At 57.2% G+C, this 13,814-nt stretch carries 11 protein-coding genes and 1 pseudogene; 7 read left to right on the forward strand and 5 right to left on the reverse strand.

Annotation, left to right across the window (positions count from 1 at the left end; genetic code table 11):
• Positions 1-682 precede the first annotated feature (682 nt).
• Together GNZ13_RS41525 and GNZ13_RS41530 are read right to left on the reverse strand one after the other, a co-directional pair.
• Positions 683-841 (reverse strand): hypothetical protein, encoded by a 159-nt coding sequence (locus tag GNZ13_RS41525; RefSeq protein WP_172176104.1) that lies wholly within the window; start codon positions 839-841, stop codon positions 683-685.
• Between the two features lie 213 nt (positions 842-1,054).
• Entirely contained in the window at positions 1,055-1,906 is an 852-nt protein-coding gene (locus tag GNZ13_RS41530; RefSeq protein WP_216675232.1) for a hypothetical protein, read from the reverse strand.
• Between the two features lies 1 nt (position 1,907).
• On the opposite strand from GNZ13_RS41530, the gene GNZ13_RS41535 reads away from it, so the two are divergent.
• Positions 1,908-2,276 (forward strand): hypothetical protein, encoded by a 369-nt coding sequence (locus tag GNZ13_RS41535; protein WP_172176108.1) that lies wholly within the window; start codon positions 1,908-1,910, stop codon positions 2,274-2,276.
• Here the strand turns inward: GNZ13_RS41535 and GNZ13_RS41540 are convergent.
• The 3 genes from GNZ13_RS41540 to GNZ13_RS41550 all read right to left on the reverse strand — a co-directional run bounded on the left by GNZ13_RS41540 (position 2,239) and on the right by GNZ13_RS41550 (position 7,199).
• Positions 2,239-3,267, reverse strand: a complete 1,029-nt coding sequence (locus GNZ13_RS41540; RefSeq protein WP_172176110.1) for a ParB/RepB/Spo0J family partition protein — start codon at positions 3,265-3,267, stop codon at positions 2,239-2,241. The two genes, GNZ13_RS41535 and GNZ13_RS41540, sit on opposite strands and share 38 nt — an antisense overlap.
• The gene (gene parA, locus GNZ13_RS41545; protein WP_169489896.1) at positions 3,260-3,952 is read right to left on the reverse strand and encodes a ParA family partition ATPase; all 693 of its coding nucleotides are present in this window, start codon (positions 3,950-3,952) and stop codon (positions 3,260-3,262) included. Before parA ends, GNZ13_RS41540 begins: the two co-directional genes overlap by 8 nt.
• Positions 3,953-5,810: 1,858 nt before the next feature.
• The gene (locus GNZ13_RS41550) at positions 5,811-7,199 is read right to left on the reverse strand and encodes a replication initiation protein (protein WP_172176112.1); all 1,389 of its coding nucleotides are present in this window, start codon (positions 7,197-7,199) and stop codon (positions 5,811-5,813) included.
• Positions 7,200-8,717: 1,518 nt separating this feature from the next.
• Here GNZ13_RS41550 and GNZ13_RS53070 point away from each other — a divergent pair.
• From GNZ13_RS53070 to GNZ13_RS41580, 6 genes and pseudogenes are all read left to right on the forward strand, one after another.
• Positions 8,718-9,155 carry a type IV toxin-antitoxin system AbiEi family antitoxin gene (locus GNZ13_RS53070; protein WP_172176114.1) on the forward strand — a complete coding sequence of 146 codons (438 nt, stop codon included), beginning with the start codon at positions 8,718-8,720 and terminating at the stop codon, positions 9,153-9,155.
• Between the two features lie 848 nt (positions 9,156-10,003).
• Entirely contained in the window at positions 10,004-10,714 is a 711-nt protein-coding gene (locus GNZ13_RS41560; protein ID WP_172176116.1) for a type IV secretion system protein, read from the forward strand.
• Positions 10,715-10,719: 5 nt separating this feature from the next.
• Complete coding sequence (locus tag GNZ13_RS41565; RefSeq protein ID WP_172176118.1) at positions 10,720-11,583, forward strand: TrbG/VirB9 family P-type conjugative transfer protein; 864 nt, start codon at positions 10,720-10,722, stop codon at positions 11,581-11,583.
• A 2-nt stretch (positions 11,584-11,585) separates the two neighbouring features.
• Positions 11,586-12,836: a TrbI/VirB10 family protein gene (locus GNZ13_RS41570; RefSeq protein WP_172176120.1), complete on the forward strand. Its 1,251-nt coding sequence runs from the start codon at positions 11,586-11,588 to the stop codon at positions 12,834-12,836.
• Positions 12,829-13,635, forward strand: a complete 807-nt coding sequence (locus tag GNZ13_RS41575; RefSeq protein WP_172176131.1) for a transglycosylase SLT domain-containing protein — start codon at positions 12,829-12,831, stop codon at positions 13,633-13,635. Before GNZ13_RS41570 ends, GNZ13_RS41575 begins: the two co-directional genes overlap by 8 nt.
• Positions 13,632-13,814: pseudogene (locus GNZ13_RS41580) on the forward strand (hypothetical protein); the annotation flags it as partial. The gene GNZ13_RS41575 and the pseudogene GNZ13_RS41580, both read left to right, overlap by 4 nt.

Below are 13,814 nucleotides of genomic sequence, written 5' to 3' on the forward strand. Positions count from 1 at the left end.
CGCAAGGGCGATGGCGAACCCGGCGCGGAAACCATCTGGAAGGGACTCACAACCGTACGCATCGCCGCAGAAACAATGCGTTTGTTACGTGACGACGGTGGTAGCGACACTTGCGTATAAGGACATGCCCATAGGGGCGCACATCGTCGATCGCACGGACGAATCGCAGGTTGACCATCGCCGCCCTCAGTCTTCCAACACAATTACCCAGTTGTAGTACAAAAACGGAAGACACGACGCGGCCAGTAGCCCGGCGAGGGCCGCGCCGGTTCAGCGCCGGGAGAACGTGACCGGGTGGAGCATCCTCATCGGACCTCCGCTTGATGCCAAAGCCAGTAACGGGTCCAATCCGTCTCGTAGCAATTGATACATTTTACGTTCCAGTCAATACAAACTATGCGTTGAGCTCAGTGAGTCGCCTGCTGCAGACGAAAAATGTGCTCGCGAAACGCGTCTCGCCGGCGGAACCCGCGCATTTTCGTGAAACATTCCCTTTTAAGTTGCCGGAAGTCCATACCACACATAGACTTCCGGGCGAGGCCAGTTCAACGCCGGATGTTTCACGGTCGTCTTGCCTGCCTGCGCCAATAACAGACCGTCGCAAAGCTCGAATGCAGGACTCGCAGCATGGCCATCACCGAAGTTTCCAACATTCAGTTCAGTAGTCCGAAGATTCCAACTTTCACTTCTCCGAGGTCGGAAGTGAATCTGGAAGCGGTCGGGCGGCGGAGGCCGAGAATTCAAGGAGTTGCATTTCCGGCGGTGCTATCACTTTTGCTTCACTCGACACGCGCTCGCCAATGGCATGAGTCTCGAAAGCGCGCGGAATTTTGCGGGCCATGACTCGCTCGATACCACGTCCATCTATGCGACAGCGGAACTCGGACGCCAGTATCGGGAGGCTGAAACGTTCCTGCGGCAGGCGACCGGTTGAGGCAAACTCGGGGGTGACAGCCCCCCTCCCCCTTGTAGACAAGGATCACCCACGACGCGCGCGGCTTTTCGATGCACGCGCTTCCTGTCAAATTCAGTATATCGATTTTCGATGGCGGTCTCACCGGGCGCTTGGCTTTACGTCGCGGAGCCACATGGCCATCATCGACAGACGAGTTTCGTTGGCGGGGTCGTCCGCGTCGCAGTGAAACTCCAGAAGAAGCTTTCCTCCCGTTCCGCGCTTTACCTTTACGTCGACGGCATTGCCTTCGAGCCCTACGAATCTGTTCATCAACTCCTGTTGCGACATCGTCTGGATGGTCGAGCGCGACGCAATCGCCACCTGTCGAATCGCCTCGCTTCCACGTAGCTTTGTTAATTGAATCAGTTGCCAACCCACTGCAAAGGTCAGAGCCTGGCCCGGGAAGAGCAATTTAACTTCTTCCGGCAACCCGGCGATCTTGGAAGCTTTCACCAGTCGCGCCTGGTCAACTCCCAGGACTTGAGCCGCTTCGCGCGTCGATGACCACAGTCCTGAACGTAGTCCATCCCGATACCTTTGATCGAGCGCTAAGGGTCGCTCCTTCGAATGCGCCCGGTATGAAGAGCCAGCGACCTCGTCGCCACACAAAAGCGCGCATAGTTGCGTCCTTGACTTCCCGGCCGGATCTATGGTCGCCGCCCGAATCTTAAGCTGTTCGAGCCCTTGCTCATTGCTGGCGCGGATCAATTCCCGCGCCGTGCGATTAACGATACCCGTGTGCTTGAAGAGATCAAGAATTTCGCTTGGAAACGCCGAGATCTTCACCGCTTGCTGAAGCCGAGCAGCGCTTGCCTTCAGGTTGAGGGCTGCAAGCTCTATAGATCCCTCGCGCAGGCTGTTCCAATGCCGGCCGAGCCCTGCCCGGTAGATCACCGCAAGGCGGAGCGGGTCGTCCACTGCGGCCTTCGCCGCGATAGTTGTTCGAATCATCATGTACTCAGGTTATGGCGGCAGTATCACTGATGAGGCGCAACTACTGCTCCAGGAAACAGGCGAAAATAACCGCCCCTTTTCAGCCAATCAAACGCTCGAACGTATTTCTACCGCCGTCCACTCCGGTCAGGACACAGGCGCCGTCCATGACAGATTTTCTTTCATCGATATCGATCTTCAGGGCAATCTTTCAAGTTCGACGCAAACCGTCGACGACCGGCGCAAGGCATGCGGTTGTGCGTTTCCTTACCTGGTTGCGTTGATGAATCAGAACAGACGCCATCGCAGCCTACCGGGGGCGGACCTGCTGAGTTCCACGTCTCGGCTGGCTACGCTCCGGAGGCTGACAAATCCGAATCGTCATTGATTTCAAGGCTCCATTCCTCCACGAGAGCCTTCACACGGTCGGCGAGCTTGTGCTGCGCCGGCCCTTGAACCCCCTTGAGACTCAACTCTGTGCGACCATCGCCGAAGAGTTTGAGTTCGCCCAAATCGGCACCAGTAGGCGTTTTAAACTGTACGCGAGACTGGTAGTGAGGGCGCCGTGATCCCGGGCGCTTGATCGTCGCGTCTGCCGAAGCTGCTTGTTCGAGCCTGCGCACACTGGCTCGGCCTTCAATGATTTCCTGCAACCAATGTTCCGCGACCTGCTCGCCGGCGCGCTCGTAGATCAGCTTCAGGTTGTACGCATGGGAGAGTCCAAGCGGCTTTGCTGCCTGCGCCAGTTTATTAAAGAAAAGTTGGGGCAATTCGTTCAGGAGCGTGATTTTTGTAACCTGGTTCACCGACTCACCGACGGCCGCAGCCAATTCGTTGTAGTCGACATAGACCCCCTCATTCAAAAGTTTTCTCCACGCAACGGCGTCATCAAATACCGTCTGTTCATCGCGTTCCTTATTTGCGCGATAGGCACGAAGATAGAGATCTTTTGCGCCCAGCGGCTCTTCTGAGAGCTCGGCATCAATGTATTCGTTGCCGAGCGCCTTCGCTGCTCTAACGCGCCTCTCACCATCAACGATCACTCGCTTGTTCGGATACTCCGGAAGCTCAGTAATCTTGATGGCGTCTATCTGTCCTTCGTCGCTGAAGCTCTTCGCCAGCGAGTCGATGGTTTGCGGGTTGTAAAACGTCCGCGGGTTATAGGGATTGGATACCAGGTCCGCGAGACGAATGCTGAACCTTCCTTTCCGTGCCAGCATCGACGGAGCCAAAGCCAACGCTGCGCCCGTTACTCGCGCTGCTTCGCGCTGCGCAGTTTCTACGACGTTATTTTGGGTGAGACGTTCGTCTGCGGACAGGCGTTCTACAGCCATTCCTTGCCGAACACGGCTTGTAAGATCAAGTCGCCCTTTAGCCATTTGCCGCCTCCTCGGTTCGCTCGTTGCTCAAAAGCGCTATCAGCTCCTCCACCAGCGCCTTCAGTTCCTGCTTCGCTTCCTTTTTGCCAGCCCTAACACCGGTCGCGTCGAATACTGTTCGGCCGAGCGCTGCGGCTTGCGGATAACACTCCCGGTCCGACATTGTTGACTCGAACATCAAAACCGACGATTCCGCCAAGAGCTTGCTTAATTCGCGATACAAGATCGACTTTTTATTGGATTTATTCACTAAAATCGCGAATTTCGCTTCCGGACTGGAAGCGCGCGTGCGCTCGATGAGCGCGATCATGCCTTGACTACTCCACATCTCTAGCGGGGATGTATTGGTCGGCACGATAGTCGCATCCGCCACGGCGAGAACACGGCCAGTCGTCAAATTCGCGATATTAGGCGGACAATCAATCAATACAATGTCAAAGTCGTTCGCAAGGTTGGCGATTTCCCGCCCGATGTTTTTTTCCAGCTTCGCTATGCTTCCCACACGAAAAGGCAACGCTTTGCTTGGGTCGGTTGTCGCCGCCCAGCTCATGCAAGACTGCTGTTCGTCCGCATCTGCTACGTAGACGTTGTAGCCTTCTTCCGCGAAAGCGGCTGCGAGATTCATCGTAACCGTGGTCTTCCCTACCCCGCCTTTCTGATTCGCAATTGCTATTGCAAGTCCCATTTCATCCTCTCCGTGAATGGCGCACCTGAGTTACGCGCCCCCCTGACCGGGGACCTCGATTCGCTCCGCGCCGCTCGGGTAAAGGCGTGCGGCGCACAAGCTAGAATTTACTTGAGCTTGCCAGAAATGCAAGACCTAATTTCAGATAAGTTGCACTATTTTTCTGACAACGGGTTGGCGCAACCTCTCATCGCACATTTCCGGTCGAAAAATGAACCCTTCGCAACAACGATTCGATGAATAGTGCAGGCGCGCATGTCACGACTCTTCCACGTGGAAGAAACCCTTTAACACTCAGAAGCGCCCGGCATCAACTCGCCCGGTGTTCCGCACCTACTTTATTTCACACAAATAGCCCCGCTCCTTTCACAGGTTCAGAATTCGATTTTCGTCGCCCAATGGAACCTCGATGCGAGAACGGACTGCATCTCGCCATCGGACTGTGGTACGGAAACAACGCGAACCCGATTTCGCAGGGGGACAAGGTGTGGTGTACACAAGCAGATGCCCGCGGCGGTCTGAGCGCCAGCCGGCAGCTATCCCCGGGGGTCGGCCGCAGTCGAAAGGAACAGAGATCTTCCACGTGGAAGATTCCCCGCGCGCGAACCAAGCCACTGCGTTGGCCTTGATCCCTTCTGGCAATCTTCCACGTGAAAGACGTGGGTCACTTTGGCATACCGGGCCGTGTTGCGTGCGAAAATTACCGCGCTTCTTCCACGTGGAAGAAGCGCGTCGGAACGGAGATGGCTATCATCCTGGTAACTGCGCAGCTGCTAATCGTCCAATCGCGAGCCGAAATCGGTACACAACCTTTCACGTGGAAGACTCAGATGACGATCATCCTATTCACGGCCGCCAGACGCTATCGAATGCAGTACGCAATCTTCCACGTGGAAGATGTGAACCAGCTTACTCATAACAAGCCACGACGCCCACGCAGCTGACCATCAACTGGTGAAGATTGCATCGCCAACTTGCGTAATCGGAAGACCCTCTCAAATGCAGTGTGCAATCTTCCGCGTGGAAGATTGCGTGCGGGCGGACGTTTATTTATGGAACTTAGCGCTTTGAAATGGGCTGACCCGCTGGGTGCCCCGTTGGCCTCGCGCGACTGGCGACTTTTCAACTTTGGGCGCTTTGCGAGTTGTAATTGGCGCGGCCGGATCCCGGGGGTTGGTCTGCATCTTCCACGTGAAAGATGCACGCGCTCTTCGCGACGGACGGAAACATGGGTCGCATGTGAGTCGACGGCCGTCTGGTTAACTACCCGGCACTGTCTGCACTCGTCACTCTGGCACGCGGTAAGCAGCGCGTTACCATTCGACGCCGAGGGCCAAAGGTTGGTGACTCGGCTTGTCGATGCCCGCGCGCTTCTCGCCGATCGCACGACCGCCGGGATGAGAGGCCCAGTAGCGAAAAATATGATAATCAGAGAATAAATTATACGTCTTTATATTTCATTATTTCGTTAGTTACCCGAACAGAAAGGGCACGGTCGGACCTGAAACGCTTCGGATAGTTGAAAGTCCGGCTTTCTCGTCGGATACCTGGGCGGGAGAGGATCCCGTTGAACTTGAGCGCGGCGCAGCTGCAAACTAGCGCTGCGATCACCGACTTGTGCACCGCCGCGTCGGCTGAACTAGACTTTGCACGCTTCGGGAGCTCCGCGTTAGCATGATTGACTTGGAGCAGCGGGACGAAACGAAGACGCGCCTGACGCCCGTCCACGAGAGCATCGTAGTTTGGTCAGGAGGGCGGGGGGGCTATCATGATAGCCTCCCTCCTCTAAGATCTACTCAGTGGAGTAATCTGGTTTAAACGTCCCCACGACAACATCGTCGCACGGTGTTCAAGGTCCTCAGGCTGTGGCCGTGGACGCCAAACCTTTAATCACGAATTTAAACAGGTCCTCAGTCGACGGCTCGCCCCACGTTTCATGGGCCAACCACGACAAAAACGATTGCTGTGCAGCGGCGGATTGTTTCTTTCCACTTTCCAACCGCCACTTCTGCATCGGTTGCCACGCGTTGTAACGCGCTATCAACTCCGCCTGCTCAGCAGCGCTCAACTCATCAAAGTACGCTCTGGCATCCCCAAGTTGGGACGCGCGGTATTTCTCACGGATTTCCTCCTCCGTGATACCGGTTATGGACAATCCCGGGGCTGCGACCGCCTTTTTGGTGCCGCTAGACTTCTCCGGTGTCACCCATTTCTCCGCAAGCGCTTTCCGGAAGTAGGCTGGAACATTTGTGATCGGTGTAGCGCCCTTTTTGGCTTCGCGCGCGCGGACATAGTCGAGCGCGTTGCGCACATCGCTCTCACTATGGCGGCCCAGAGTTTTTCGCGCTTCCGAACTCGGAATACCTAACTGCGTAATCGACATTAGAAGATCACTATCCACCGACTCCAGGCGCGGGGCCTCTTGCTTCCGTGCCACGGTAAAGCGAACTCCAACGACGGCGCGCCCCTGTCGAACCTCGAGTACTTCAATCGTGTGGTCACTGACCTCATTCGCCTCCCGCACTGCGGGCGTCAAGACGTTTCGCTTGAACTCCTTGTACTCGGGGTAGATTGTCTTCGCGCCTTCCTGGCCCAGAAAGAGTTGCCGAAGTTTCTCGATCGCAATTACCGCCGACTGGCCAATGCCCTCGTAACGCACGGAGTTTTCCCACAGCACGAGCGCTGCCGCGCGTTTGAACGCACGAACAATGCGCATATCAATCGTCGCGTACATCTGAGGATGAACGAGAAAGTCCCGAATCTTGGCCGAAAACTCATAGGTGAGGGTGCTACGGTCCATCTCTGCCGTCGATAGAAGACCGGTCGCGGCCCAGACTTCTCCGCGCTCGGCTTCCAGAAAGTCCCAGTTCACGACCGTACCGATGAGTGAATTGATGACCCCTTTCAGATAATCGCGGTTGTTGCTGTTCAGACCTACCTTATCAACGAGGTCCGTAAGAGCGATCGAGAACTGGGAAAGACCCACATTCGTGCCGGCATGATCGCGGTCCTGCTCAATCGCATTTGCCAACAGCGCGTTGTAAATCTTGTGCTGAACAAGAGTCAGCGCTTTGTTTTTTGCGCTGATGTGAACAGCCGGCGTCGCTTTCTTGAAGGGCTCCGGTTCCTCGACAGTGAAGAGTCCGATCTGAGTCGTCCTCGCTTCGGTTTTCGCACCTTTCTTGCCCTTCAATCGCTTTGGAGGCTGCGGCGACTGCTCAGCGAGCGTTACAGATTTGGATGCCACGCGTTGACCTCAAATTCCGTTTTATTTAGTTCTCGGTGATTGATAACAAACCTCAACACGTCAATGACTTAGCAAACAATGTTGAGATTCTACCCGATATCGTGTCGCGGTCCCTGCCAAGCGGGGCGTCCACCATACGCCTACACCCCTATCACAATCTGACCGCAATTCTGGCCTAAAAAACAACCATACGACTACACCTTTCAACATTCCAGGGGGACCAATCTACCACCATTCTTTCTCTACACCCCGCCCTGGTGAGCGCTTACTTCCGCTTTGAACCGCATAAAACGGTGCCTGCGGCGCCCGAACTACGGATCGTCGATCCGAACTCACCACCATAGCTCTACACCTTCCACCCAATTGTCGCCGGCCTGCCGGCCGGTGCAAGCCGTCCAGGGGTCGTGCCACGGCCCGAAATTGCGCTGTGGCGAACCATAGAACTACACCTTGGCAATCGTCCCATAGACTTCCACCTTAGCGGATAACTGAAGATCATTGCGCGCCAATGGGCTTCCCAACAAATACCATAGGACTACACCTAGCCAAACAACGACCCGCGGCGCACGGCATTCCGTCTCCTCTCGCCATCAATCGGGTCGCGCCGCTGGCCGTACCATAGTCCTACACCTCAAGCCAACGTGCGAGGCGCCTCCGACAACCAAGCAGAGATCCGCAGTCCCATAGGACTACACGTTCAAATCAAACCATAGACCTACACCAAACACCGATAACCATACCCCTACACGTTGAGGCCCTCCGTGAACTGAATTTCGATTGCGAGGAAAAAATCGTTCCAATTCAAGGGGAAACCCCTCGGTGCCTTCGGTATATTTGGGAGCCTTGGGACTTTTTCGCTGCTCAGGAATGATGGTGAGCCGCACGGGAGTAGCGAGGTGCAATTTCGTGCTTTCCTTTCTTTTTAAAGACGAACGCCGTTTACGTGTTTACGTATACGCTTAACACCTTTAGTTAACCTTTAGCTCAGCTCAATCCCTTACCGGGCGGGGCTTTCAGCCGGACAAGGTGTAGACCTCTGGTACCCTTGGTGGTGCTTTATGGTTCCGCCGGCGTGTGGATATGGTACGGATGGGGTAGTCGGCTGGTACGGAAGGGTGTGTTGTTATGGTACGAACGTGTAGCCCTGTGGGATTTCGGTTTCGGCGCCTACACCGCCCGATCGCTGGGCCGGCCCGCGGGCGACCGATTGCCCCAATTGTCGGGGCGGTTCCGAGAATGGACGCCGCCGGTGTCGACGCATCCCGCGGAGACGCAGTTCAACGATGTAAGCATGATTCAGTTGTTCAGCACTGACGGGAGGAGAGGCGACGTAGAGGCCGCCGTAGCGTTCGATTGGCCCGGCTGTGCCGGCGGCGCCCCCCGGAACCCGCCCGCGGCGCGCGAGGCCGTTGGCGCTGCCCGGGCAAGCGCAATTTCAGGCTCGCAGCGTTTTTCACAAATTGCCCCTTTGAAGATTAGATTTTCCTTTTAAATCAAAGAAGGGGAATACGTCATGGAGTGTCCGCTCGAGAGCGATGCTTACGCGGCGCCGGGTGGGGCGTTTCGATTTGGACTGATGTCGGCGGTGTTCGCTCAGCGGCAAACCACCCGGAAGCTGTTCACCAACGGACACGGCTCCGAGGTCCGGCGAGTGCAGGACAGCTCAAAGCGTCGAGGACGACGATCTATACCCAGAGCCCCGTGCGCAGGGAGTTCATGCTCGCCGCACGGTTGCGTCCTGACGCGCGCGGCGGCGTGGAAATCCTCGAAGCGTTCTGGCCGCGTACGTCCCTCCCGGCGACGCAGCCACCGAGCGTGCATCCCCTCGTCCACCCCTTACTCATTTACGCCGACCTCGTAGCCACCGGCGACAGCCGCAGCCTTTCAATCGCCGAGCAGATCTCTGAAGACCACGCTGCTCAGAATACCAAACCGGCAATGCAGGACGATATTTGAAAGGCGATGACCGTCGGATTGTGACGATATCTTCCATTCACCGCGAGTTATCGACGCCCTGATAGCAGGTGCCTTTGCGTGTGGCACGGATGCCCTATTGCCGTTAGCGTCAGTGCGAACGAAGCCGGTATCTTCGACGGTCCGACGATCGCGATTTGGCGCACGATATGTTTTGCCCCGATGCGCGCTAAGCGCTGCTTGTTCCTCGCGGTCCACATCCTTGATTCGTGCTCGTTCATCTTGCTCGGCCAGTTGCATCTGCGCGGTTCTTGCCAGGAAAGCATTGTCGAGCGACTTGCTGATCAAGGCCCGGATGTATGCGTACGGGTTTTTGACAGTCGTTGATTGCAGCGCATGCTTGGCGATATTTCCCGCCCGGAGCGGTTGTCTTCGACCGTTCTCAGCCGTGCTGAAACCGCGAAACGAGCAAGAGAGGTGCTGGGTGGTCTACGGTCACGCTTGATGCGGAGACGCTTTGCCTAGAGCTGCATCTGCTAACGCGATATAACGTGCCGCAGATCCGATCGTAACTAAACCATTGAAAAGATAGTGTTTTTAAAGCCCACGTCTTGTTTCCAAAATTACATCACCGTCCAATTGGAAACAGCGGAGCGCCATCTAATACCGGTTTACGATCAGAGGGCGCTCATCTTGGGCGACAGAAAGACATCAAAAATCGCTGCCTTTGTCCGGAACTGGCTGTAACACGTTATAGCCTCGGAGCAGTAACGCAGCAGCCCGAACGCAGGACAATTTGAACAGCTAAAAGGCACTTAAAACTCTGTGCCTTTCGCCACAAATGCCAACCTGAAAATTGTTCCAATGGTAGCCATTCATAAAGGGTTGCCATGCGTCTTTTCAGGAACAAGCGTCAGGCCGCGCTATCGACGGCCCCCGGCATGTATGCCGAGGAAGATCCGAGCACTGTGATCTTCGAGACAAGCACGAGGCTAAAGGTCGAGTCGAATCGCTGGATGCTCATGGCCTTTGCCCTCGCTGCGATTGCTGGAGGTGCCGTCTGGACCCGGCAGCCGCCCCCTTCGGTTACCCGCGTGGTCGGCGTTTCTGCTGACGTGAGCGGGCATCCCGTCGTGACGGAGCTCGTTTCGTACAAGCCTGACTCCCAGGCTACCCGGACGAGCATGAAGGATATGGTCGTTCGCTGGTTCACGATCGAGCCGGTCCTGACCGATAGCCTTCAAACCTCCCGCATGTCGGGCAACATCAATTCGGTGAAGGCACAGATGATCGGCGCTGCCTCAGACCAGTTCAAAAGCTGGCTTAGAGACGACGCACCGTTTCAGGCGATCACCGCTAATCCGAAACTGATCCGGGAAGTGAACGTGCGCAACATCGCACTGCTCGAGGATCAAACCGTCCTCGTTGAATTCACAACGACGACTTCACAGGCCGGCGCGACTGGCAAACCTGACGTCAAGTCGTATGCCTTGACGTTGCGCTATCAGATCGTCGCACCGACCGCGGATGCGGCCCTCACTGCCAATCCCTTCGGCATTTATGTCCCGTTCTTCCGCCTTGAGCGGACCGGTGGAGCTTGACCACAATGATCACGAAACAGCAACGGCGGGCTCTCGGCATTTTCGTCATGGTCGCGGCCACCGTATTCGCGACTCAGGCGGCGAACGCAAAACAGCCTTCGGATACTGCTGCGCTGAATACGGCGATGATCGCCGGCGACCCGATGAGCCCCGTCAATCCGTTTAACGGTGGCGCCGATCCGCTCACGATGCCCGGCGATGCCCGAATTGGCGTATTTCCGTACAGCCGCGACCAGATTTTTCGCGTGCTCACCGCGCCGTTGAAACTCACCACGATTGAACTGGAGCCGGGCGAGAAGCTGATTGCGGACCCCGCGATGGGCGACAGCATCCAGTGGGAAATCGACGATGACAAGATGAATCACGTGTTCATCAAACCACACAAGGCGGATCTGGTGAACACGCTGCATCTAACGACGAACCGCCGCGAATACGATTTCACGCTGATCGCCTCGCCTGCTGGCGGCTTCTTCTACCAAACGGTCCGCTTCCAGTATCCGCGCGCACCGATGGTTCGCGCGAGCGTCCGTGACGAGGCTACTGGCGCGGGCGAGCGTGGCGGCGACTCCGGCAGTATTAGCGTCGCGCCCGACAAGCTGAACTGGGACTACACGGTCGACGGTCGTGCGGAGTTCAGGCCCGAGGTGGTGTTCGATGACGGACATTCCGTTTGGATGCGCATGCCCGCCAAGGCACAGACCTGGCCCGTCCCGATGTACAAGGATCATGGCGACCGGGTCGTTGGAAACTTCATCCGCCGCGGCGACTTTCTTGTTTTCCAGCGTCTCGCAGACGAAATCGTCCTGGTGTCCGGCAAGGACGAAGTGACCGTGACGCGCGGTCGTCAGCGCGTGTTCGGAGTGTTCTGATCATGGCGAAGCAAACCGATCCGATCAAGCCAAACGCCGAACAGCAGGCCCTCGTCAAGGGCAAGACACCTCGTAACGCGATCCTGAGTATCGGGCTTCTGGCCGCTCTCGTGATTGGTGCGCTGGGTTTCTATTATGAGCTTCAGGCTAGCAACCAGTCGGAGGAAGAAGCGCGGCTGAAAAAAGCTGCCGCCTTGAAGAGCAGTGCTGAGGTGCCTGCGACGAAAAATTCGGACATTGACCAGGTCATCCGTCAGCAGCAGGAGGCCGCCGCCTCAGAAGCAGCAGCGCGTGCAGCGTCAGACGCTGCAACGGCTGGTCGTCCAACTGTCAAACCGGCATTGACGGGTAACGACTTCCAGAACGAAGTTTCCAGGGATGGCGGCGACACGCGAGAACTCTCCGAAAAGAATAACAAAGACACGATCTACACCTCGTCTGTTTTCAAACAGTCCGGCGCTTCCAGAAGCGCGAACCAGCAAACCTCAGCGCTTCCGCCGGGCGTCCCTTCACTGGACGATTTCCGGGCCGCGCGAGCGGCTGCGACCTCTAACCCCACCGAGGCGATGGCGCTCGCGCTTGCCAAGCAAGGCCAGGCTCCAGAAGACCGCGATCGCGCGTTCCTGAAAGATGTGGCGGGGCAGGGCGGCATCGAACAGACGACCTTCAATGGGCGGTCGCGCGGCTGCACGCTGACGCCTCCGCACAACATCCACGTGAAAACTGTTGAGGGGCTGAACTCGGACAAGCCGGGTCGCGTTGCGCTGATGGTTGACGAAGACATCTACGACAGCCTGCAAGGAGACTGCTTGATGATCCCGAAAGGCTCGTTCATCAACGGACTGTACAGCGCCGACATCAAGGTTGGGCAGGAGCGGTTGCTCGTCGCGTCGACCAGCCTCCGCCTTCCGAACGGCAGGAGCGTTCCGATGAACGGCATGCAAGGCGCGGACCAGAACGGCTACGCAGGCTTCTCCGGTGACGTGAACAACCATTTCCTCGCGATCTTCGGCGCCGGATTTATCACCGCGGTGCTACTGAAGACGTTCGACAACAACGCGACTACCGCGACGACGGCCAGCCCAACCGGCGTGACGACCTACGGAAGTACCGCCGGCCAGGTTGCCGCGACTACCGCGCAATCGGTGCTTCAGCGGAACCAGAACATCCCGCCAACGATCACGGTGCCGCCGGGCCAGAAGTTCCTCGTTCAGGTCACGCAGGACATCGTCATGGAGCCTTACCGTGACTAGGTTTGCCGTCGCAGCGTTGGTGCTTGTTGCCGCGTGTTCGCGTTCCAGCGCCGCGGTCATCGACACCGTTATAAGCCCCACGCAATTCGTCGTGGAGGGCAGCGGCCAGCGCTCCGTCGTCGAACTGCCCGGAACGCCCGTATATGCGTGTGGTTTGCAGCCATTCCTCGAGTGGGCCAAACGTCTGCAAGGGCAGAACATCGAGCCCGGCAGAGAAGGGTTCGCATCGGTAACCATCGACGGCGTGCCTCAAAGTGTCGAGGACCTGCTGGTACGGAGCGGCTGGTTGCGACCCGCAGTCCTGAACGATGACGCACAGGCGGCGCTGACCGAGCGCCGCGGTGGCTGGGCTTGCGCATCGGCCCAAGCGCCATTCGACGCAATGCGTACCAGTGTCGACGCGAAAATTCTCGCGGGCATCGCGCTCAACGAATCCGCATACAACGGTCGCGCCTGGCCATGGACGTTGAATGTCGCGGGGCGTGGCTTCTTCTTCCGGACGCGCGAGGACGCCTACAAGGCGGTGCGCTTCCTCATCTCAGATGGTCGTTGTGACTTCGATGTCGGTCTCATGCAGATCAACTGGTGCTACCACGCAAAGCGCTTTGCATCGCCATGGGATGCGCTTGGGCCGGCAACCAACATTCACGCAGCAGAAGACATTCTCAACGAGAACTTCCGCAAGACGAATTCCGCCGTCAAGGCCGTCGCCTATTACCACAGCGCGAATCCCCAACCGGGCCGCGAGTATCTCGCGCGCTTTATCCAGCATCTCTCCCAACTCGAACGCGGTCTATGAAGCACACGCTAACCATCATCGCGCTTGCAGTAATTGCGCTGTCCGCGTCGGCTGCGAGCACCGACCCGCTCGACTTCGACTACCAGATCAACGGCAACATGAGCGAGCGACCAGCGCTCGTGTTCAACGACGGCACCGATACCTATCTGCAGCCGCGCGCAGGCCAGACCCTGAAGGTC

Source organism: Paraburkholderia elongata (genome assembly GCF_013177735.1).
Lineage (GTDB): Bacteria > Pseudomonadota > Gammaproteobacteria > Burkholderiales > Burkholderiaceae > Paraburkholderia > Paraburkholderia elongata.

What these genes read in the sequence shown, in the direction of transcription:
- GNZ13_RS41525 (WP_172176104.1), bottom strand. Translation starts at nt 841, where the DNA reads ATGGCCCGCAAAATTCCGCGCGCTTTCGAGACTCATGCCATTGGCGAG.
- GNZ13_RS41530 (WP_216675232.1), bottom strand. Translation starts at nt 1,906, where the DNA reads ATGATTCGAACAACTATCGCGGCGAAGGCCGCAGTGGACGACCCGCTC.
- GNZ13_RS41535 (WP_172176108.1), top strand. Translation starts at nt 1,908, where the DNA reads ATGTACTCAGGTTATGGCGGCAGTATCACTGATGAGGCGCAACTACTG.
- GNZ13_RS41540 (WP_172176110.1), bottom strand. Translation starts at nt 3,267, where the DNA reads ATGGCTAAAGGGCGACTTGATCTTACAAGCCGTGTTCGGCAAGGAATG.
- parA (WP_169489896.1), bottom strand. Translation starts at nt 3,952, where the DNA reads ATGGGACTTGCAATAGCAATTGCGAATCAGAAAGGCGGGGTAGGGAAG.
- GNZ13_RS41560 (WP_172176116.1), top strand. Translation starts at nt 10,004, where the DNA reads ATGCGTCTTTTCAGGAACAAGCGTCAGGCCGCGCTATCGACGGCCCCC.
- GNZ13_RS41565 (WP_172176118.1), top strand. Translation starts at nt 10,720, where the DNA reads ATGATCACGAAACAGCAACGGCGGGCTCTCGGCATTTTCGTCATGGTC.
- GNZ13_RS41570 (WP_172176120.1), top strand. Translation starts at nt 11,586, where the DNA reads ATGGCGAAGCAAACCGATCCGATCAAGCCAAACGCCGAACAGCAGGCC.